The organism is Candidatus Ulvibacter alkanivorans, from assembly GCF_003333325.1.
Lineage (GTDB): Bacteria > Bacteroidota > Bacteroidia > Flavobacteriales > Flavobacteriaceae > Ulvibacter_A > Ulvibacter_A alkanivorans.
Genome location: NZ_QOLC01000080.1, coordinates 51,612 through 72,439 on the forward strand (window position 1 = coordinate 51,612; position 20,828 = coordinate 72,439).

The 20,828-nt window shown below is 40.6% G+C and carries 20 protein-coding genes; 4 read left to right on the top strand and 16 right to left on the bottom strand.

The genetic code is table 11. From position 1 onward, the window contains the following. Nucleotides 1–25: 25 nt before the first annotated feature. Entirely contained in the window at nt 26–808 is a 783-nt protein-coding gene (gene rluF / locus DWA30_RS07600) for a 23S rRNA pseudouridine(2604) synthase RluF (protein ID WP_114491939.1), read from the top strand. A 72-nt stretch (nt 809–880) separates the two neighbouring features. Here the strand turns inward: rluF and DWA30_RS07605 are convergent, their stop codons facing one another. Next, nucleotides 881–1,330, bottom strand: coding sequence for an Hsp20/alpha crystallin family protein (locus tag DWA30_RS07605; protein WP_114491940.1), 450 nt, complete (start codon nt 1,328–1,330; stop codon nt 881–883). 208 nt (nt 1,331–1,538) lie between these two features. Between DWA30_RS07605 and DWA30_RS07610 the strand changes: the two genes are divergently transcribed. Next, nucleotides 1,539–2,828, top strand: coding sequence for a DUF2254 domain-containing protein (locus DWA30_RS07610; RefSeq protein ID WP_114491941.1), 1,290 nt, complete (start codon nt 1,539–1,541; stop codon nt 2,826–2,828). Here DWA30_RS07610 and DWA30_RS07615 read toward each other — a convergent pair. The 3 genes from DWA30_RS07615 to sucC form a co-directional block, all read right to left on the bottom strand. Continuing rightward, on the bottom strand, nt 2,825–3,223 hold the full coding sequence (locus tag DWA30_RS07615) for a tellurite resistance TerB family protein (RefSeq protein WP_114491942.1): 399 nt from the start codon (nt 3,221–3,223) through the stop codon (nt 2,825–2,827). The genes DWA30_RS07610 and DWA30_RS07615 overlap by 4 nt on opposite strands. Before the next feature lie 65 nt (nt 3,224–3,288). Beyond that, the gene (locus DWA30_RS07620) at nt 3,289–3,618 is read right to left on the bottom strand and encodes a hypothetical protein (RefSeq protein WP_114491943.1); all 330 of its coding nucleotides are present in this window, start codon (nt 3,616–3,618) and stop codon (nt 3,289–3,291) included. Between the two features lie 158 nt (nt 3,619–3,776). Next, the gene (gene sucC / locus DWA30_RS07625) at nt 3,777–4,967 is read right to left on the bottom strand and encodes an ADP-forming succinate--CoA ligase subunit beta (protein WP_114491944.1); all 1,191 of its coding nucleotides are present in this window, start codon (nt 4,965–4,967) and stop codon (nt 3,777–3,779) included. Between the two features lie 182 nt (nt 4,968–5,149). Between sucC and lysA the strand changes: the two genes are divergently transcribed. Both lysA and DWA30_RS07635 read left to right on the top strand, forming a co-directional pair. Beyond that, on the top strand, nt 5,150–6,355 hold the full coding sequence (gene lysA / locus DWA30_RS07630; protein WP_114491945.1) for a diaminopimelate decarboxylase: 1,206 nt from the start codon (nt 5,150–5,152) through the stop codon (nt 6,353–6,355). 76 nt (nt 6,356–6,431) lie between these two features. Beyond that, nucleotides 6,432–6,926 carry an SRPBCC family protein gene (locus DWA30_RS07635; protein ID WP_114491946.1) on the top strand — a complete coding sequence of 165 codons (495 nt, stop codon included), beginning with the start codon at nt 6,432–6,434 and terminating at the stop codon, nt 6,924–6,926. Nucleotides 6,927–7,118: 192 nt separating this feature from the next. Here DWA30_RS07635 and DWA30_RS07640 read toward each other — a convergent pair whose 3' ends face one another. The 12 genes from DWA30_RS07640 to guaA form a co-directional block, all read right to left on the bottom strand. Beyond that, nucleotides 7,119–8,060 carry an NAD(P)H-dependent flavin oxidoreductase gene (locus tag DWA30_RS07640; protein ID WP_114491947.1) on the bottom strand — a complete coding sequence of 314 codons (942 nt, stop codon included), beginning with the start codon at nt 8,058–8,060 and terminating at the stop codon, nt 7,119–7,121. Next, nucleotides 8,060–9,676, bottom strand: a complete 1,617-nt coding sequence (locus DWA30_RS07645) for a S8 family serine peptidase (RefSeq protein ID WP_114491948.1) — start codon at nt 9,674–9,676, stop codon at nt 8,060–8,062. Before DWA30_RS07645 ends, DWA30_RS07640 begins: the two co-directional genes overlap by 1 nt. A 9-nt stretch (nt 9,677–9,685) precedes the next feature. Then, entirely contained in the window at nt 9,686–10,873 is a 1,188-nt protein-coding gene (gene mnmA / locus DWA30_RS07650) for a tRNA 2-thiouridine(34) synthase MnmA (RefSeq protein WP_114491949.1), read from the bottom strand. An 80-nt stretch (nt 10,874–10,953) separates the two neighbouring features. Beyond that, the gene (locus DWA30_RS07655; RefSeq protein WP_114491950.1) at nt 10,954–11,649 is read right to left on the bottom strand and encodes a toxin-antitoxin system YwqK family antitoxin; all 696 of its coding nucleotides are present in this window, start codon (nt 11,647–11,649) and stop codon (nt 10,954–10,956) included. Nucleotides 11,650–11,751: 102 nt separating this feature from the next. Then, nucleotides 11,752–13,641: a membrane protein insertase YidC gene (gene yidC, locus DWA30_RS07660; RefSeq protein ID WP_114491951.1), complete on the bottom strand. Its 1,890-nt coding sequence runs from the start codon at nt 13,639–13,641 to the stop codon at nt 11,752–11,754. Between the two features lie 116 nt (nt 13,642–13,757). After that, nucleotides 13,758–15,377, bottom strand: a complete 1,620-nt coding sequence (gene pyrG / locus DWA30_RS07665; RefSeq protein ID WP_114491952.1) for a CTP synthase — start codon at nt 15,375–15,377, stop codon at nt 13,758–13,760. A 105-nt stretch (nt 15,378–15,482) separates the two neighbouring features. Beyond that, entirely contained in the window at nt 15,483–15,854 is a 372-nt protein-coding gene (locus DWA30_RS07670) for a hypothetical protein (protein WP_114491953.1), read from the bottom strand. A 91-nt stretch (nt 15,855–15,945) separates the two neighbouring features. Beyond that, on the bottom strand, nt 15,946–16,194 hold the full coding sequence (locus DWA30_RS07675; RefSeq protein WP_114491954.1) for a DUF3820 family protein: 249 nt from the start codon (nt 16,192–16,194) through the stop codon (nt 15,946–15,948). Further along, nucleotides 16,178–16,714 (bottom strand): DUF922 domain-containing protein, encoded by a 537-nt coding sequence (locus DWA30_RS07680; protein ID WP_114491955.1) that lies wholly within the window; start codon nt 16,712–16,714, stop codon nt 16,178–16,180. Before DWA30_RS07680 ends, DWA30_RS07675 begins: the two co-directional genes overlap by 17 nt. Before the next feature lie 84 nt (nt 16,715–16,798). Beyond that, on the bottom strand, nt 16,799–17,203 hold the full coding sequence (locus DWA30_RS07685; protein WP_114491956.1) for an OsmC family protein: 405 nt from the start codon (nt 17,201–17,203) through the stop codon (nt 16,799–16,801). Then, complete coding sequence (locus tag DWA30_RS07690; RefSeq protein ID WP_114491957.1) at nt 17,200–19,116, bottom strand: LysM peptidoglycan-binding domain-containing protein; 1,917 nt, start codon at nt 19,114–19,116, stop codon at nt 17,200–17,202. Before DWA30_RS07690 ends, DWA30_RS07685 begins: the two co-directional genes overlap by 4 nt. Before the next feature lie 4 nt (nt 19,117–19,120). Beyond that, nucleotides 19,121–20,650 carry a glutamine-hydrolyzing GMP synthase gene (gene guaA / locus DWA30_RS07695; RefSeq protein ID WP_114491958.1) on the bottom strand — a complete coding sequence of 510 codons (1,530 nt, stop codon included), beginning with the start codon at nt 20,648–20,650 and terminating at the stop codon, nt 19,121–19,123. Nucleotides 20,651–20,828: the final 178 nt, after the last annotated feature.

The window sequence follows — 20,828 nt, forward strand, 5'->3', positions numbered from 1 at the left end:
GCTGCTAATTGAGTATCTTTGTCTTATGACACACCATCCAGATTCGGTTCGAATAAACAAAGCGATTAGTGACAGTGGGTACTGTTCGCGAAGACAGGCAGACACTTTAATTGAGCAAGGACGTGTCACTATAAATGGTACGGTTGCGACCTTAGGAGACCGTGCTATGCCGGATGATGAGATCATGGTTGACAACAAAAAGATCACCGAAAATGACAATCTTGTCTATATCATGTTAAACAAACCGGTTGGGATTACATGCACTACCGATCAACGAGTGAAAGGCAATGTGGTCGATTTTATAGGGCACACGGAGCGAATATTTCATGTAGGAAGATTAGATAAGCCCAGTGAAGGACTGTTACTTATGACCAATGACGGTGATATTGTGAATAAAATTCTGCGTGCTGGGAATCGCCACGAAAAAGAATATATCGTTACGGTTGATCGTCCTATTACCGAGGACTTTTTAAAAAGGATGCGAAATGGAATTCCTATTCTTGATACCGTTACAAAAAAATGTGAGGTTGAACAGATAAGTCGGTTTATTTTTAGGATCGTTTTGGTGCAAGGGCTTAACCGACAAATTAGAAGGATGTGCGAATATCTGGGCTACGAGGTAACTGCATTGCAGCGCATTCGGATCATGAATATCACCCTAGGAGACCTACCCGTAGGGAAATGGAGAGATCTTACCGAAAAAGAGTTGCAAGGACTCAAGGACGCAGTTTCAGATTCTAAGAACATACCTCAAGCCGCTAGGACACAAAGTACAGGAGGCAAAAGACGCAGAGGTCGGCAACATTAGGGCATAAAAAAACCACGCACCGATTGAGTAGCGCGTGGTCATTTTCAACTAACTAACCAAATTAAATTTCAATTATGAAATCTCAACCATTCTTTTAATTTCTTTCTGCTCTTCTTTCTTTGCCAAGGCAATTGTTAAGACACCATTTTCGTAAGACGCTTTGATATCTTCTGTATTTACATTTTCCGGCAAATTGAAAGATCGCTTAAAACTAGTATAGTTGAATTCTTTTCTCGTATACTTCGTTTCTTTTTCTTTTTCTGAAGTTTCCTGCTCTTTTGAATCGCTTTTTGAAGCAACTTCCGAAGTGATATTTAACACCATATCATCTACTTCAATTGAGAAGTTTTCCTTCGTTAATCCAGGAGCCGCCAACTCGATTACAAAGTTCGCAAAATTCTCTTGAATATTCACCGCTGGAATGCTAAAGTTTTCATAATTAGGCACATCCAAGCGATTTTCATTAAATAGCTCGTCAAAAATTGACGGGAACCAAACGTTATTTCTTTTAACTACTTTCATATCATTATATTATATTTTATACTCATTTTTTTCAAGCTGAGTATAGCAAATTAAATTCCATTTCAATTTTCAAGTCATTTTGTCGTTAACCCATCAATTTTTCAAGTCATTTTGTCTTGTGAAATATCAGTGACGAGTATTTTTAATTCATTTTTAAGAAAAACAGTCAGGAATATACCTACATTTAAAGTCAATTGGCTGTGATTTTATGAAACATCTCTACATTAGACTGCTTACTTTTTTCAATACCATTAAGAGTAAAATTGCATTTTACCCTACTCTGCTTTCTGTTTTAGGAATTATTTGGGCCTTCACTATGGTCTCTTTGGAAGGGAACGGAATTTCAAAACGGTTGATGGAAGTTGCGCCGAGTCTACTGCTTGAAGATGGAGACACCGCACTTACGATCATGAGTGTTTGCATTGGAGGTCTCATCTCCATGATGGTGTTTAGTTTCTCTATGGTAATGCTCTTATTAAGTCAGGCATCCAGCAACTTCTCACCGCGATTGTTACCCGGACTTATCTCAGACAAGCGGCACCAGATTATCTTAGGCACCTATCTAGCCACTATATTGTATAACATTTTTACGTTATTCGCCATTGAACCCGATGATGAAAAATACAGTCTTCCGGGGCTTTCCATTTTGCTTGGGATTATACTTACCATATTGTGCCTATGTTTGTTCATCTATTTTATCCACAATATCTCTCAAAGCATTCAGATCAATAATATATTGGATGATATTTTCGACAAATCCAGACGTAGACTTTCCGAAGCCATAGAAAAGGAAGATAAAAAAGATGAGTCGCTACTTGAATCCTTTCCGAACACTTCAAATTGGCACAGTTATACCACCATCAAAAGTGGCTATTTTCAGAATATATCCTTTAAGAACATCTTAGGAATTTGCAAGGAACTTGATACTCGACTTTACTTTATGGTGCCTAAAGGGTTATTTGTCCTACAACATGCACCGTTCATCAAGTCGGAGAAGGAATTGGATGAAGAATCGGTAAAGCGGATCCTATCTAATATTAATTTTTCACGCGGAGAACTCGTAGAGGACAACTATATCTTGGCCTTTAAGCAAATTACCGAGATCATAGTAAAAGCGATGTCGCCTGGAATCAACGATCCCGGGACTGCTATAAATGCGATCGATTACCTAACCGAACTACTTGCGCTACGTATGAAAAAGCGAGATTCGGGCGTGTTGGTCCACGAGGAAAAAGCTTATATCAAGATGGCTGTGGTGACTTTTGAAGAACTGCTTTATAATGTCATGGCATCTATTCGCACCTATTGTAAGCACGATCCTATTTTAGTTCAGAAACTACTTTGGATGCTCTATTATTTAAAATCGGAATCGGTTTGCAGAGAAGTCTATAAAGAGTGTATAGAAAATGAGCTCGCTCTGCTTCTGAAGGTGTCTCAGCAAGCTTTGGACACCGAAGAAGACATTGAGGCCATAAAGGCGTATAGCAATAGGTTTTAGTTGTAATAGGTCTGAAAGATCTTCATCAATTCCTCTGTAGGGATCACATTGTTGTCGTATGTTTCCATTCGTTGCAAAATTTGATCTAACACACCGGGACGGATTCCTAGTTTTAGTCCGAAATTTCGCACTGCGACGATCTCTTTTTCATGCGTTTCATTGTCTACGTTCATTACCAGCACCAATTTGTAGAAATGGGTAATTCGTTCTAATTCGGTATACAATACTTTAGAAGGTTGGGGATGGTGAAAAAGTGTGTTTACTTCTTCTGAACTAACGCCCATACGGGCGGCAATACGCACTATAAAATCATATTCACTATCGGTCACCTTCTCGTCGGCTTTAGCCAGTTGAATTAGGTCACTAATAAGTGCTTGGTTTTCTTGGTTTCTCATAGGTCTAAAATAAAAAAATCCCGATTGATGAGAACGGGATTTTAATTTTTTTTGAAACTCTAAGGTCACATAGTCACTCTAACTGGCAGTTTATAAGAAACACCTTGTTTCAGTTCTACCTCGAGTTTATGATAATTAAGACGCCTTTTCACAAAGGCTTCTAACTCTTGGTTTGCAGTTTCTACAGATAACACTACAACTTCATTTTTTTCATTCAAAATAAATGAAACTTGTGCGTACATCTCCTGATCTAGCTTAAAATCAGGGTTTTCAAGTAGTTTTCCAAATTCTTCCGTTGTAGGATTGTCGTCATTTACTGCAGGTAGTGCAGCAGCCGAAAGGCTAGTTCCAATTAGTAGGGCAAAGGCCACTACAAGTGCATTTAGTTTTTTCATGCTATTCGTTTTAAAGATTGATATACTTAATAGACAGCCTAGACCGCCAAAATGTTACCAATATTTTAAAAGATTAACAATATTTTAACGCAACCATTTGATTATCAACAAAAAAAGCCTTGATTGACTCAAGGCTTTTCAACTAATTATGCGTTTTATTACGAAAGTACTTGTTGTACCTTGTCTGCAGCTTCTTGAAACTCGATCGCACTTTGAACGTCTAATCCGCTGTTATCGATCAGCTCCTTTGCAATATCTGCATTGGTTCCTTGTAGGCGTACAATAATAGGTACTTCAATGTTCCCCATATTCTTATACGCATCTACGATTCCCTGGGCTACACGATCACATCGAACGATCCCTCCAAAGATATTTACCAAGATCGCTTTTACATTCGGGTCTTTTAAGATAAGTTTGAATGCGGCCTCTACGCGCTCGGCATCTGCAGTACCCCCAACATCTAAGAAGTTTGCCGGTTCTCCGCCCGCTTGTTTAATAAGATCCATAGTTGCCATTGCCAGTCCGGCGCCGTTTACCATACATCCTACATTTCCGTCCAGATCTACATAGTTAAGTCCCACTTCTTTGGCTTCCACTTCTGCGGGATTCTCCTCTCGCTTATCACGCATCGCCATATAGTCTTTATGACGAAACAAGGCATTATCATCTAGACTTACTTTAGCATCTACAGCAATAATTCTATCATCACTGGTCTTTAATACCGGGTTGATCTCAAACAAAGAAGAATCACTATTCGTATAGGCTTTGTATAGCGCGGTTACGAATTTGGTCATTTCTTTAAATGCCTTCCCACTAAGTCCAAGGTTAAAAGCAACACGTCTTGCTTGAAAAGGTAAAATTCCTGTCGCCGGATCTATTTCCTCATGAAAGATCAAATGCGGTGTCTCCTCGGCAACTGTTTCAATGTCCATTCCACCTTCTGTAGAATACATGATCATGTTACGGCCTGTGCTTCTATTTAACAATACACTCATATAATACTCTTCAGGCTCATTATCGCCCGGGTAATATACATCTTCGGCTATAAGAACTTGATGTACTTTTTTTCCTTCTGCACTTGTTTGTGGCGTGACGAGATTCATACCAATGATTTGATTTGAGATCTGCTCCACTTCTTGTAGGTTTTTAGCGAGCTTTACTCCGCCACCTTTACCACGTCCACCTGCATGAACCTGGGCCTTAATAACGTGCCAACCGGTACCTGTTTCCTCGGTCAATTTTTTAGCTGCATTAACTGCTTCTTCCGGTGTAGTAGCAACGATTCCGCGTTGTATCTCAACTCCAAAACTGTTTAATATTTCTTTTCCTTGATATTCGTGTAGATTCATAATAGCCTGTTATACGTTTTCAGATCAGCAAAAATAGCAAATTCTATAGGATTGTACCATTCTTTTGTTGAGTTCTTCGGAAAAGCTTTCAGAAAAAATAATTGAAAATTTTATGGTTTTCTTAATGAAGAATCCTACGCTAGCTATTAATTTTACGCCCTTAATTCAAAAACAAATAAAAAATGACACACCAAGACCTTTTGTCTGTAGTTCGGGAATATGAAAGTCCCTTGTATGTTTACGATGCTTCAAAAATTGAGGCACAATATAAACGTCTAAGCACTGCATTCAAGGGAGTCAAACAGTTACGAATTCACTATGCTGTAAAAGCGCTGTCTAATATTACTGTTTTGAAGTTTTTAAATAAGCTTGGTGCCGGCTTGGATACCGTGTCCATTCAAGAAGTTCGGCTAGGGTTAGAGGCAGGGGTAGCACCTCAACACATCATTTACACACCCAACGGTGTGTCCTTAGAGGAGATTGAAAAAGCGGCACAGTTAGGCGTTCAGATAAACATCGATAATTTATCGATCCTTGAACAATTTGGAACTCGTTATCCGGACACACCGGTTTGCATACGTATTAATCCGCATGTTATGGCGGGCGGTAACACAAACATTTCTGTAGGTCATATCGATAGTAAATTTGGTATCTCTATTCACCAGCTACCACATATTGAACGGATTGTTAAGAATACCAAGATGAACATTAACGGTATCCACATGCATACCGGTAGCGATATTTTAGATATTGATGTATTTCTATATGCATCTGAGATCTTATTCGAAACAGCCAAGCATTTTGATAATTTGGAGTTTATCGACTTCGGAAGTGGATTTAAGGTGCCCTACAAAGCCGGTGATATTGAAACCAACGTAGAAGAACTGGGGAAAAAACTTAGCAAGCGCTTTAACGAGTTTTGTAAGGAGTATGGTAAAGAGCTTACACTTGCTTTCGAACCCGGCAAGTTCTTAGTGAGTGAAGCGGGTACGTTTTTGGCGCAAGTAAACGTAGTAAAACAAACCACATCTACGGTATTTGCGCAGATAGATAGCGGTTTTAACCACTTTATACGACCAATGCTGTACGGGTCGCAACATGAAATCGAGAACATTTCGAACCCGAAAGGGCGAGAGCGCTTTTACAGTGTGGTAGGGTATATTTGTGAGACCGACACCTTTGCCAATAATCGTCGAATTTCAGAAATAAGAGAAGGAGATATTTTAGCTTTTAGCAATGCCGGTGCGTATTGTTTTACCATGGCAAGTAATTATAATTCTCGATACCGTCCTGCCGAAGTACTATGGTACGAGGGTAAAGGACATCTTATTAGAAAACGAGAAACTTTTGACGACATCATCAAAAACCAAGTCGTGATCGACCTATAACACAAAAGCCCTCCTAGGAGGGCTTTTTTAGTTACAGTTGTAAAATTGAGTATCTTTAATCATCAAATTAGCGATTATGAAAAACTTTGATTGGACTCAATTTAGCAGAAAGATTGCGGTACAGACAGAACCACAAACGCTATACAACGCCTGGGCCATACCAAGCGAGATCGAAAAATGGTTCTTAAGTGATGCCCAATATTACGATGCATCCCGAAACCAAAAGTCAAAAGCAACTGCGATTGAAGCTGGAGATACGTATGAGTGGCAATGGCATCTATGGAATGTCACGGAAAAAGGAACAATCACGAAAGCCAATGGAAGTGATCATATTCAATTTACATTTGCGGGGAATTGCCATGTAGATGTTTCTATAGCGCCGTATGACAAAGGAAGCATTGTAACCTTATCGCAAACTAATATTCCAACCGATGAAAAATCAAAGCAAAATATTCGACTTGGCTGTGATCGCGGCTGGTCCTTTTACTTGGTCAATTTAAAATCGGTTTATGAGGGTGGACTGGATCTGCGAAATAAGGACGCCGATCTCCAACCAATGCTCAATAATTAGAAATAAAAAAGGCCGCCAGAAAGGCAGCCTTTGTATCACGAATAAACCTCACTTTATTCGTAAATCAATAATTATGTATACTAATCTCTAAATCAACATAACACTAGCATATACGCTAATAATGAGATCATGGTTTTTTAGATTATTGCTTTAACGAATAATTAACACGAACCGGAACAATAAACGATCCAATTACAACCTAGCCATTTGTTTCTTAGCATCTTCAAATTCGCCAACCATATCCTTTACGATTTCTGCAGCCGGTTTTATATTGTGGATCAATCCGGCAATTTGACCAATCTCAAGTTCGCCCTCATCAAGGTCTCCTTCGAACATTCCTTTTTTTGCCCGTGCTCGGCCAAGTAATTTAATAAGATCTTCCTTGGTAGGATTCTTTGTATAGAGGTCCATGACATCTTCAAAGAATTTATTTTTCAGCATTCGTACCGGTGCAAGTTCTTTTAGCGTAAGTAAGGTATCCCCTTCTTTCGCTTCTACCACCATCTTTTTGAATTTTCGATGGGAAGAAGATTCTTCCGAAGCAACAAAACGACTGCCCACCTGTACCCCATCGGCACCAAGTATCATGGCAGCTAACATTCCTTTACCGGTTGCGATACCACCTGCCGCAATAAGCGGAATTGAAATTTGTTCTTTAACCATGGGTATAAGTGTGAAGGTCGTAGTCTCTTCACGACCGTTATGCCCTCCAGCTTCAAAACCCTCAGCAACTACAGCATCGACTCCGGCTTCTTCAGCTTTTAAAGCGAATTTCACACTACTTACCACATGCACGACAGTAATATCATGCTCTTTTAATTTTGCGGTGTAGGTTTTCGGATTTCCGGCAGATGTGAAGACGATCTTTACACCTTCCTCAATAATTATATCGATAATAGTATCGATATCTGGATATAACATTGGGACGTTGACACCAAACGGCTTAGTGGTCGCCTTTTTACATTTCACAATGTGCTCTCGTAGCACTTCGGGATACATAGAACCGGCCCCTAAAAGACCCAATCCGCCGGCATTACTTACCGCACTTGCCAATCGCCAACCACTATTCCAGATCATTCCCGCTTGAATTAACGGGTATTGTATATTAAAAAGTTCGGTGATTTTGTTTTGCACTAGTACTCTTTTATTAGTTTATAACTTGTAGTTTGATTGTTAGATCGAATATTCGCGATATAGACTCCTGTACTTAATTCCGAAACGTTTATCGTATTTTTCACGTTTGTAATAGCCTTGCGCACTAACAGCTCACCTAACACATTGTATAACGTAAACACAGCTTCTTCCGCTCCTTGCGGAAAAGAAACATTGATTTTATCTTTTATCGGATTTGGATAGATCGCGAATTGTTGCGCTTTTAGTTGTTCCTCCACTCCAAGTAAGGTCAAAGCATTGTAAGCCGCTTCAAAATTAGGGATTCCATAGCCCATTTGGTCGGTTGGATTTTCAAATAAATGAGCAGATTCACGAATAATCTGCATTAATTGATAGTTGGGTGTTTCCGGTCTCGATTGCCATAAACTGGCAACAGCTCCGGCCATTATGGGAGAACTAAAAGAAGTACCGTTGGCCGACGTTACATTTCCGTTTTGGTCTACTACGGCTGCACCTAGGCCTTGCGCCATTACATCAGGTTTTACTCGTCCGTCTACGGTGGGACCAATAGAACTAAAAAAAGCATAATCTTCTTGCGAATCTACTGCACCTATGGTTAAGATGCCCGGCGCATCACCCGGAGTTCCTGCAAATACAAAACTGTTATCTCCATCATTTCCTGCCGAAGTAACCAACAACATTCCCTTATCGAAAGCGTGGTTCGCTCCTCTTGCAGCAATGGTCGTTTGCCCGTCCAGATCGCTATAACTATGTGTGTAATCTTCATCATCGTAATCTTGATATCCTAAGGAAGTGTTTACCACATCCACTCCAAGACTGTCCGATCGTTCTAACGCTTCTACCCACCAAGCTTCTTCTACGGGATTTTCGCTGGGAGCAAATTCGGTCCTAAATAAATAGTAGGATGCTTCAGGTGCCGTTCCAACAAAACTTCCGTTTAACAAACCGGCCGCATTGCTTAAAGTTAGACTTCCATGCGAGCCCGTTCCATCGACATCGATTTGTCTTTCGGCGAAATCGTACGTACCTAAGAGACGTCCTTCAGAAATCATTTCAGAAAAAGCAGGGTTCGTATCAATATTAGGAAATCCACTATCCATAAAAGCGACTACCATGTCTTCTCCCGTAAAATCGAGTTCATGTAAAAAATCCACAGCGATCATTTCAGTTTGATTGGTCGCATCTCCATAATTGTAATCGATACGAGACTCTTGCTCAAATTTGCTGGTGGTTGTTTGCGCAGGAGCTGAAAAATTTAAACTCTTATCGAGAAACTCTACACCGGTCACAAAGGTAAGATTCGTTAGATCTTGAATATTAGATAGTGAACCCCGTACATACGCAGCGTTCATCCATTTTGACTTGGCATGAACGGTTATGCCCGCAGTATTCTTTAACTGTGTTATATAACTTTCGGTTACCGGCACGTCACGTTCATCGATAGGTACATTATGAAGTTGTTTTCGATCGATCGCCTCTTGCGTTAGTATGGTTATTGGATTAGCAATAGAAGCATCTACGTTCTCCTTATCGGTAAAAAACACCAGTGCGTCTTCTTGGGCGTATCCACCGATAGAGACCAAAAAGAGTAGTATTATAATTAAGTTCTTTTTCATTGTATTTTTTTAAGCAATTACACCGCTTCCAATTAGTTCTTCACCAAGATACCAAGCCACGAATTGACCTTCGGTGATCGCTGATTGCGGATTCACAAATATAACATAAAGTCCATTAGCAGTTTGATGCAAGGTTGCGTCCTCTAAGGGTTGTCGGTATCGAATTCGAGCCTTTACTTCCATAGTTTCTCCTTCACTCAATCGTAGGTCCTCCCGAACCCAATGCGTTTCTTCCTGTGTTACATAAAGACCGCGTCTATACAATCCCGGGTGATCTTTTCCTTGTCCGGTGTAAATCACATTAGAGTCAACATCGGTTTCTATAACGAACAAAGGTTCTTTGGTCCCACCTACGGCTAAACCCTTGCGTTGTCCTTTTGTAAAATAATGGGCTCCTTGGTGTTTTCCCACTATCTTGCCATCGGTTGTGGAGTAGCTTGGTTTTTGGGAGAGATAGCTTAGTTTTTCTTCTTCGGAAGCAAACTCGGGCGATTCATTAGTGTAGGTAGCAAGATTGGCCGGAACTTCTACTATAACTCCTTCTTTTGGCGCTAACTGCTGCTGAAGGAATTCGGGCAGTCGTACCTTTCCGATAAAACACAACCCTTGCGAGTCCCTTTTCTCTGCTGTAATTAGCCCTTGTTCTGAAGCAATTTTACGCACTTCGGGTTTTAATAACTCACCAACCGGAAAAAGGGTCTTCGCCAATTGCTCCTGTGACAACTGACATAAAAAATAAGATTGATCTTTATTTGGGTCCTTTCCGGAAAGTAGTCGATACGTAGTTGTGCCGTTGTCTTTCAATTCATCCTTACGACAATAATGACCCGTAGCCACATAATCGGCTCCCAATTCGAGTGCAATTTTCATAAACACATCGAATTTTATCTCACGATTACAAAGCACATCAGGATTAGGTGTTCTTCCCATTTCATATTCGTGGAACATATAATCAACGATCTTTTCCTTGTATTGTTCACTAAGGTCGACTGTTTGAAAAGGGATGCCTAGTTTTTGAGCGACCAACATAGCGTCATTACTATCTTCTAACCAAGGGCATTCATCAGAAATAGTAACCGAATCGTCGTGCCAATTTTTCATAAACAGGCCAATAACATCGTATCCCTGCTCTTTCAGAAGATAGGCTGCAACACTGGAGTCCACTCCGCCGCTAAGTCCGACAACTACACGTTTCATCTTTTAATAATTCAGATTGCAAATTTACAATAAATTAGAGAGTATTTGAGGTGGGGCACAACCCGTCTTCGATGCTAAACTTATTGTCTTGAAGGGTTGGGTTTGGGATATGTTTCCTCCACTTCGATCTTTCCATTTTTATAATACTGCCATAGCCCATCTTTCTTACCATTTTTATACTGACCTTTAATGGTAACATTTCCGAAGGCATCAAAATATACAGCCGGACCGTGAAGCTGACCGTCCTTATACAGCAACTTTTTTAACAATACACCGTCTGGTGCGTAGAATAAGTTTTCACCGTGTCGTTCTCCTTTTGCGTAGGTCACCGTTTCGGTGATCGTACCGTTTGGATAATATACCGTGCTTACACCGTCTAATTTTCCATCGACATAGTGTTGACGTTCCATCACTTGATCTGACTTCTCGTGGTAATAGACCCATTCCCCTATTCGCGCCTTTCCGTTCATGTGTCCTTCACTTACTAATTTCCCTTTGATGGTATAATACGAAACTTTGGCAATGGGATTATCTCGGTTAAACTCTTTAATGACCGTAGGTTGATCTTTGCACTCCTCACAGTAAAACTTAAATACCCCAACTTCTTTGCCATGTTCAAACTGTCCTTGATAGCGTAGTTGCTGAGAGGACGGGTAGGTCTTTTTCCAAATACCATGACGCTTCCCCTCAGCATCTGTTTGATTAATAGCTTCTTGTGCCTGAACAGAAGCTAACGTGAAGAATATTCCGAAGAAAATAAAAAGACGATCGCTCATAAGTATCTTTTAAGTTGATAACGATTAAAAAAGCATAGTATTAACCTGGCTGTGGATATTTCAAAAAATATACCACAAGTAAGTAATCGAATCTACGAGCTATTATTTCTTAGCTGCTTTCTTCTGTTGTTCTGCTTGCTCCATCATTTCTGCCATCTTTCGCTGAAAACGATTTTGCTTTTTAGGCTTTTTCTTGTTCTCTTGGATCTTGGCACGTATCTTTTCTTCATCTAAAATGAAGTTCTTGATCACCAACATAATACCAATGGTAATTAAGTTGGAAGTAAGATAGTATAATGACAATCCACTTGCGTAATTATTAAAGAACACCAACATAAACAGCGGAGACAAGTACATTAGGAATTTCATATTAGGCATTCCGGGTTGTTGTGCTGCCTGCATGCTTTGCCCCATGGTCATCATCATATAAATAAAGATGGCTATCGATGCCAGGATGGGGAACAAACTCACGTGGTCACCATAAAATGGGATATGGAATGGTAATTCTGCTATCGTATCATAACTCGAAAGGTCATCGGCCCATAAAAAGCTTTTTTGGCGCAGATCGAAAGCGGTTGGGAAAAAGGTAAACAATGCATAGAACACCGGGATCTGTAACAGTGCAGGTAAACACCCTTTTAACGGGCTGGCTCCTGCTACATTTTGAAGTTTCATCGTTTCCTGCTGAATCTTCATTTTGTTATCCTTGTACTTTTCACGTATCGCATCTAACTCGGGACGCAGCACTTTCATCTTGGCTTGCGACAGGTACTGTTTGTATTGTACCGGCGACAATGCTAATTTGATCAAGATAGTAAGTACGATTATTGCAATTCCTGCAGGTAAGAACCCACTTAAAAAGCCAAACAATGGTATAATGATATATTTATTGATCGTACCAAAAATACCCCAGCCCAATGGCATAGCCTCATCTAAGTTTCGATCGTAGTCTTTAAATATCTGATAATCGGTGGGACCATAATACATATTCATATCGTATGCCAACGAACCGCCTTTGGGTTCTAACAACATCTTTGCACCGTACTGTTTTGTAAATACAGTATCTATTTCTTCGTCTTCCACCAAGTCACGAGACGTTAACGTAACTTCTTTAAACGGCGTATCGGTGAGAAGCATAGAGCTAAAGAAATGTTGACGAAAGTTCATCCATGTTACGTCTGTTTCTATCTCAGAATCTTCGCCGGTGGGTGATAATTTTGAATGATCGCCATCTTCATATTCGTAGGTAAGTCTCGAATAGCGATTCTCGTAGGTGATACTTTTTGCATGTCGATACCCTTTTAAACGCCAATCCAAGTACATGGGTTGGGAAGTGTTCACCACATTTTCTAATCCTTGTGATTTTATACTGAAACCAAGCATATAATCGCTTGGTGACAGCTCATACCTATATTCAATATAAGCGGTTTCTGAAGTTTTAAGTCGCATGGTCAACACGCTGTTCTCACCATTTTTTGAAAGCGACGGTTCGAAATATAAATCTTCAGAATTCAACATACGATTTTCTGAAGTAAACTGTAAGTTTAGTGAGCTGTTGCCATCCTTAATGAGGTAGACCGGAATTGAATCGTAGGTACTATGGTTCTTAAGACGGGCTTCGGTAATATAGCCTCCTTTATTACTAACCGTAAGCGATAACACGTCATTTTCGATGACCGTAGTCGCATCGGTAGCAGAAGGTAACGTCCCCGAATAGGCAAAAGATCCCAACCTGTTCTTAAGTTGCTCGAGCGCAAGAGAATCTTGTGTGTTTGCTGCTGAAAGATCTTCGGTGGCTTCAGTAAGTGTGACATCTGTTTCAGCATTTTGCTGGTCTTCAACCTCTTTTTCCTTTGCTGCTGCTTCTGTTCTAGCTTTTTCGGCTTGTATCTCTTCTTCCGAAGGGCCGTTCATATACAACATCCAAACGAGGATACCACCTATTAAGATAAAACCAATAAGGGAATTAACATCAAATTTCTTTTCTTCCATATGTCTTGCTGTGCTTCCGAAGCATTTTCCGAAGCGATTATTATTAGTATTTTATTTTGGCGTTACGCTGGACAAAGCAACAACCTCGCCCCAACCCGCTAATGCGTCAAATTGTCTTATTTATTTTTTTCTGAATGTTCGTGAGCCGCCTTTACAAACGAAATAAAAAGTGGATGCGGATTTGCCACTGTACTCTTATATTCGGGATGGTACTGCACCCCTACGAACCACGGATGACTCGGGATCTCTACGATCTCGACCAAGCCCGTTTCAGGATTAATTCCCGTGGCTTTCATCCCGGCCGCTTCTAACTGCTCTCGATATACGTTGTTGTATTCGTAACGATGTCTATGACGTTCGCTAATTACTTCGGAATCGTAGCAACTTCCAACAATACTTCCAGCTTCCAGTTTGCATTTCCACGCTCCTAGTCGCATGGTACCACCTTTATTTGTAATATTCTTTTGATCTTCCATAAGGTTAATGACCGGGTGCGGCGTATTCGGCTTCATTTCGGTCGAATTGGCATCTGGTATTCCCAGTACGTTGCGACTGTACTCGATGACCGCCATTTGCATTCCCAGACAGATCCCTAAGAATGGGATGTTATTTTCACGAGCATACCGAATCGCATCTACCTTTCCTTCAATACCTCGTTCGCCAAAACCGGGCGCGACCAATATTCCGTCCAGACCTGATAATTCGTGGGCCATGGAATTGGTATCGATGTGTTCACTATGAATGGAATCCACATGTACTTTTACTTCATTTTCGGCACCTGCATGAATAAAGGCTTCGAGTATGGATTTATAACTATCCTGTAGTTCTACATACTTACCAATGAGTCCGATACGGACTTCACTCTTCGGATTCTTATGTCTTTGTAAAAATTGATTCCATCGATCCAGATTTGGAGGCGTTGCGTTACTAAGACTTAGCTTTTTAAGTGTAACGGTATCAAGGCCCTCTTCCAACATCATATTAGGCACGTCGTAAATCGTGGACGCATCGATCGACTGTATTACCGCTTCCTGCTTCACATTACAGAAAAGCGCTAATTTTTTCTTTAGATCTTCGGAAAGTTCATGCTCGGTTCGACATACTAAGATATCGGCTTTAATACCACTTTCCATGAGTGTCTTTACCGAATGCTGTGTTGGTTTGGTTTTAAGTTCTCCTGCTGCCGATAAGTAGGGCACTAAAGTTAGATGAATAACTAAGGCGTTATCGTCACCCAGTTCCCATTTAAGTTGGCGAACCGATTCTATATAGGGTAATGATTCGATATCACCTACAGTTCCTCCAATCTCTGTAATTATAATATCGTAATCTCCCGTATTGCCTAATTGCTGGATCCGTTCCTTTATCTCATTGGTGATATGAGGAACTACTTGTACGGTCTTTCCTAAGAATTCGCCACGGCGTTCCTTTTCTATCACACTTTGATAGATGCGTCCAGTGGTTACATTATTTGCTTGTGAAGTTGAGACATTTAGAAAACGCTCATAATGTCCTAGGTCGAGATCGGTCTCGGCGCCATCGTCGGTCACATAACACTCTCCATGTTCATACGGATTTAGTGTTCCAGGATCCACATTAATATACGGATCAAGTTTTTGGATCGTAACACGATATCCTCTGGCTTGCAATAATTTAGCCAGTGATGCTGCTATAATTCCCTTTCCTAAAGATGAAGATACTCCGCCCGTTACGAAGATATATTTGGTAGTGCTCATGCCTGCGTTTACTTTGGTAGCTATACGGGATGCAAAGGTACGATTTTCTTGGTGAACATTTGAAACTATTTTGCAATTAAAGAAGCGAAATAGATTAGTGCTGCCTTAGCGCCTGGATGCGAGCTGTTGTTCTGTATTCTTTTTAATATAAGCGCGCAACATACAACACCCTAAAAACATATGCGCTCCAATATAACCTCCCCCGCCAAAGATCAGTAAAAGCACCTGTGGATCGTATGCCTTTACCTTTATAATATCTGAGTAGAGTGCCAAGAACAAATAGCAACTTAACACAATGATGATAGATGCAATGATAATACCTGAGACAATTTTTTGAAAAATAAGTTGTCCTACAAACGCTAAGACCAAAACGATCGCCACCGGATTCCAAATCGTTGTTGTACGCCAGTAATACAATACCAACAACAGCAACACCCATTCGTGCCAATGATTTTTAAGATGCAACATAAGCTTCATATCGAGTGATTTTAAGTAAGACAGTGGTCTTTTATCAATTATACGGTACTCCTAGCAGATGAAAAAAATCGGATATCGTTGCTTTATGAGTTTAGTGAATTAGTTTGCGTACAAGACCTTCCAAGCCATTGATCTTTATCTCGTACATTTCTTTCATCATGTTTCCTAATTTTCCTTTCGGAAAGCCTTTTTGTTGAAACCACGTATAATAAGCTTCGGGCAGATCGACAAGATAGCGATCTTGGTATTTTCCGAAAGGCATCTTATAATTGGCCAATTCAATTAAATGGTTAGGATCGGGTAATTGTGAAGGATTTGTGTTCTTATTTCCAGCGTGCATAAGCTTGAAGTTCGTTGGCAATATACGCGCGCCATTGTAATTCTACTTCCTTATTTTTCGAATGTTCACTTTCGCGATCGTATTGGTATTGCATTTCTCTTCGCGCCAGTTCGATCTGTTGGTAGAGGGCATCGACTGTTTCTTTATCTGCGGCGGCGGCATCGAGTTGGGCTAGCTGCTTCCGAAGCATTCGTGCAAACAATTCGGAAATATCAAAATGCGTCTGTTCGTGCTGTAGAATATAGTCGCTTACCAAGGTAGGACGATACCATGACAACTCCGGGTAAAAATTACTTTGTACGGTATAATCGAATTTGGTTTCACCATTTCGTGTACGATAGGAATAAGAAAAAGAGATTCCCGAATTGGTACTAGCCACATAGTCGTTGCTTCCTGAGGGCGTTCCTTTGAAATCGTTCCAAGTAAGTTTCTTAGTTTCGCTCCATCTCATCTTCACCTTGTGATTTTCCGAAGCAAAAAACGGAAATAGCATCAACAGTATAAGAAGCAAACTTTTCATACAATGAATAACGTAAGAAATTTAAAATTATTTGGAATGCCCGACTTAGCAAATTATTTCAAACTACTTCAACCAAAAGTAGCCTTATCCCCAATTAAATGCCACTATTTTTTCAATATCCGGATGTAAACTACGGTGTACCGGACACGTATTAGCTGCATTTTCAAGGATCTTTTGATGCTTTGAGCTTATGTTACTTGGCAAGTCCATCTGTATTTCGATCTTGGAAATACGTCTAGGGTTTGACGCCATGGTTTTTGTTACGAGTGCTGTCGAACCGTCGAGGGAAACGTCCAGATCACGGGCCTTTATCCCCATAATGGTGAGCATACAATTGGCGAGTCCTGTTGCAACGGTATCGGTTGGAGAGAATGCTTCCCCCTTACCATTATTATCGGTAGGTGCATCGGTAATATAGCTATTGCCCGAGCTTAAATGTTCGCATCTGGTTCTAAGGTCGCCAAGATAGGTTACTTTCGCGGTACTCATTTAACCTCCTCGAATTGCAAATCCTTATTGAACTTTATTAAATAGACGGCTTGATTTTGATAACCGGAGAACAGTTTCTTTGAATATCGAAACTTATTTTCGATGTATTCTGTTTCGTAGTCGCTATCGGTAGCTTTGTACACATCATCTGCAGAAGCTAATCGCAATAACACGTCGTAGGCAACGTCAAAACCACGAACTGCATATCTATTGGGCAATACACCATATTCGTTCTTATAACTAACAAGAAATGCATTTTTATCGTTAAAGTCGTAGCTTTTATTGACCGATGGAAACGTAAAGTTCAAGTTGGCTAAATGTACATTCGAAACATCGTGATAATCGTAGGCATCGTTCTTATCTAAAGTTAGTAAACGAACCTTATAATTAGCCGGGAGGCCGTTAAGCAATCCAACCACATTGCTTACTAGCACCGGATTGGTAGATTCTAATATTATCCAGTTCTCACGCGTCTTATCGATCTTTGAATCGATATCACCTACATAAAGAAAGGCGCCTTTTCGCAAGGACACCGTTTTGGTATTGGGCATTTCAGAAAGGATGGTCTGCCGTTGTGCATTTCTAGTATCGTCACTAACCAATATATAGTTTTTAGAACTTTCGTTTTGTTTGAGATAGTCGAGCATGGTTGCCTGTAGCATTTCATCGGTTGGCAAGGTCTGAAACAAATTAGAATACAGTTTGATGTTTTTATTGCTTAATGGCGAAAAGACCGGCGTATCACTACTACGCAATTCTGATGCTGCTTTTTCTACGTTTTTACTTAACAAAGGTCCAATGACTGCGTCGATCTCTTTAAAGTTGTTTTGTGAGACGATATTTGCTGTTTTACTTACGCTGCCTTCGGTATCATACACGTCTAACTCGACCGAAATGCCTTTGTCTTTAGCGAATTCGGTTGCCATTAAAACACCGCTGTAGAAGTCAAGTGCAACTCGCATGCCTGAATTCTTTTTTATTACTTCGGAATTTGCATCGATAGAGTCGGATACCGTTTCTTTGAGCTGAAATGGCAGCATTAGCGCGATTTTCTTCTTACTTCTGTTGGTAATGCGGTTGGTAAGATCTACGATCTCGGCAGTTCCTGAAGCAACGATCTCGGCACTCTCTTTCGGGATCTTTAAAATCATGCCGTCTTTTAAACCGTCTTTGGCGTAGGGATTTAATCGCACGATCTCTTCTTCGGAAAGACCAAGTTTTACTTCAAGTCGGTAGAACCCTTCTTTAGGCTGCACTTCATAGAATGCGAAGCGTTCGTCTTCGATCATGGCCGTATCGGTCACAGACGTTTCCGGTACGCGGAGCACTGTTCCAATTTGCAAGCTTTCCCCCATTTTCGGATTTAGCGCTGCCAATTCAGCAATGGTGATGCCGTATTTTCGCGCAATCCCGTATTTTGTTTCTTTGGCTTCAACCGTATGCGTATTTTCGGTAGTTTCTGTTTCAGTTTCCGAAGTCGTACTCCCTCCGGTCGATGCAGAACCGGTATTGGCGATACGCTGTGGTATCATAATCTTTTCACCCTTTTTAAGTTGTCGTGAATAGAGCTCTTTATTGTACTTCTTTATATCGTCCTGACTCACGTTATACAGTTGTGATATACTGAACAAAGTTTCGCGACGCTTTACGCGATGTTGTTTAAATCTGATCTCACTATTATCTAGATCGACCATGGTCTTATTGGGTAAAATAAGGACTGCATTCGTTTGAACACCGCTCTTGGCATCAGGATTCAGCTTGTAGATCGCTTCTTTCGTGACACCGTATCTTTTGGCGATGCTAAAGACCGTTTCTCCTTTTTGGACTGTATGTGTTTTGTATTGTTGTTGTGTTACTGAGCCACAGCCCATACTGAAAAAACACACGAAAGTGATATAAAAAAGTAGCTTCATAAGATTATTCCCATTCTATGGTTGCGGGCGGTTTAGAACTAATGTCATAGACTACTCTATTAACGCCTTTTACCCGGTTTATTATATGGTTACTCGTTTCTTGTAAAAATTCATAAGGCAAATTCACCCAATCTGCGGTCATCCCGTCTGTCGATTCAACAGCACGTAGTGCTACCACCTTTTCGTAGGTCCTTTCATCTCCCATCACTCCTACACTGCTAACCGGTAAAAGGATGGCTCCTGCTTGCCACACTTTATCGTATAGGCCCCATTCTCTAAGTCCGTTGATAAAGATCGCATCTACTTCTTGTAAGATACGAACTTTTTCGGCTGTGATGTCGCCTAAAATCCGAATTGCCAATCCGGGACCTGGAAACGGATGTCTTCCCAATAATTTCTTATCGATCCCCAGTTCGGCACCAACGCGTCGCACCTCATCTTTAAAGAGCATACGTAGAGGTTCTACTACTTTCAATTTCATAAAATCGGGCAGGCCACCAACATTGTGATGTGATTTAATAGTCACAGAGGGTCCATTTACCGAAACACTTTCGATCACGTCGGGGTAAATTGTACCCTGCGCCAACCAATCTACGTCTTTTACCAAATGAGCTTCATCGTCGAATACTTCTATAAACGCGTTTCCAATCGCTTTTCTTTTGGCTTCCGGATCGCTAACACCTTTCAGTGCTTCCAAAAAGCGTACCGAAGCATCAACGCCTTTTACATTTAGGCCCATGTCCTTGTATTGTGTAAGCACATCGCTAAACTCATTTTTCCTAAGCAAGCCATTATTTACGAAGATACAATAGAGGTTCTTACCAATGGCTTGGTGCAACAGCACGGCGGCCACAGTAGAGTCTACACCGCCACTTAAGCCCAAGACTACTTTATCATCACCCAATTGGTCTTTCAATGCTTGCACTGTGGTGTCGACAAAAGCAGCCGGTGTCCATGATTGAGACACACCTGCTATATGTACTAGAAAGTTCTCTAATAATTGTTTTCCATCGGTGGTATGGTACACTTCCGGATGAAATTGAATGGCATAGGTTTCTTCGTCTTCTATGCGGTAAGCCGCTATTGCAACATCGTTGGTACTTGCTAATTTCACACCGTTCTTTGGGAGCTTTGCAATCGTATCGCTATGGCTCATCCATACTTGCGTACCTTCTGAAATTCCGGCAAAGAGATCGTCGTCACTTAATATGGTAGATAATTTTGCACGACCGTACTCGCGAATATTGGAAGGTTCGACACTCCCGCCATTAAAATGAGCGAGGTACTGCGCGCCGTAACACACTGCTAGCAGTGGTTTTTTACCTTTTATTCGTGAAAGGTCGGGATGCGGAGCATCCTCGGCGCGCACCGAGAACGGACTTCCTGAAAGAATCACAGCCTTAAATTCGTCTAATTGTTCTGGAATATTGTGATACGGATGGATCTCGCAATAGATATTCAACTCTCTAACCCGTCTTGCTATAAGTTGGGTGTATTGCGATCCAAAATCTAAAATGAGGACATTGTTTTGCATAGGCAAAAATACTTTAAAAAAATAAGTTGCCTAAACCTGCAACAAAAATTTTGATAGTTTTTTTAACAAGAGGGATTTTCCAAAGAGAACGTTATAAATAGCCGACAATGCGTTAAAACTATGCTAAATAAATTAACTGAATTTATTCGAACACATGATTTGTAGTACATTTAAAAGA

Excerpts from the sequence above, each read along its gene's own strand:
- DWA30_RS07690 (WP_114491957.1), bottom strand. The coding sequence starts at position 19,116 with ATGAAGCTACTTTTTTATATCACTTTCGTGTGTTTTTTCAGTATGGGC.
- pyrG (WP_114491952.1), bottom strand. The coding sequence starts at position 15,377 with ATGAGCACTACCAAATATATCTTCGTAACGGGCGGAGTATCTTCATCT.
- sucC (WP_114491944.1), bottom strand. The coding sequence starts at position 4,967 with ATGAATCTACACGAATATCAAGGAAAAGAAATATTAAACAGTTTTGGA.
- yidC (WP_114491951.1), bottom strand. The coding sequence starts at position 13,641 with ATGGAAGAAAAGAAATTTGATGTTAATTCCCTTATTGGTTTTATCTTA.
- mnmA (WP_114491949.1), bottom strand. The coding sequence starts at position 10,873 with ATGAAACGTGTAGTTGTCGGACTTAGCGGCGGAGTGGACTCCAGTGTT.
- lysA (WP_114491945.1), top strand. The coding sequence starts at position 5,150 with ATGACACACCAAGACCTTTTGTCTGTAGTTCGGGAATATGAAAGTCCC.
- DWA30_RS07605 (WP_114491940.1), bottom strand. The coding sequence starts at position 1,330 with ATGAAAGTAGTTAAAAGAAATAACGTTTGGTTCCCGTCAATTTTTGAC.
- DWA30_RS07635 (WP_114491946.1), top strand. The coding sequence starts at position 6,432 with ATGAAAAACTTTGATTGGACTCAATTTAGCAGAAAGATTGCGGTACAG.
- DWA30_RS07670 (WP_114491953.1), bottom strand. The coding sequence starts at position 15,854 with ATGAAGCTTATGTTGCATCTTAAAAATCATTGGCACGAATGGGTGTTG.
- DWA30_RS07675 (WP_114491954.1), bottom strand. The coding sequence starts at position 16,194 with ATGCACGCTGGAAATAAGAACACAAATCCTTCACAATTACCCGATCCT.
- DWA30_RS07680 (WP_114491955.1), bottom strand. The coding sequence starts at position 16,714 with ATGAAAAGTTTGCTTCTTATACTGTTGATGCTATTTCCGTTTTTTGCT.
- DWA30_RS07615 (WP_114491942.1), bottom strand. The coding sequence starts at position 3,223 with ATGAGAAACCAAGAAAACCAAGCACTTATTAGTGACCTAATTCAACTG.
- guaA (WP_114491958.1), bottom strand. The coding sequence starts at position 20,650 with ATGCAAAACAATGTCCTCATTTTAGATTTTGGATCGCAATACACCCAA.
- DWA30_RS07620 (WP_114491943.1), bottom strand. The coding sequence starts at position 3,618 with ATGAAAAAACTAAATGCACTTGTAGTGGCCTTTGCCCTACTAATTGGA.
- DWA30_RS07610 (WP_114491941.1), top strand. The coding sequence starts at position 1,539 with ATGAAACATCTCTACATTAGACTGCTTACTTTTTTCAATACCATTAAG.
- DWA30_RS07685 (WP_114491956.1), bottom strand. The coding sequence starts at position 17,203 with ATGAGTACCGCGAAAGTAACCTATCTTGGCGACCTTAGAACCAGATGC.
- DWA30_RS07645 (WP_114491948.1), bottom strand. The coding sequence starts at position 9,676 with ATGAAAAAGAACTTAATTATAATACTACTCTTTTTGGTCTCTATCGGT.
- rluF (WP_114491939.1), top strand. The coding sequence starts at position 26 with ATGACACACCATCCAGATTCGGTTCGAATAAACAAAGCGATTAGTGAC.
- DWA30_RS07655 (WP_114491950.1), bottom strand. The coding sequence starts at position 11,649 with ATGAGCGATCGTCTTTTTATTTTCTTCGGAATATTCTTCACGTTAGCT.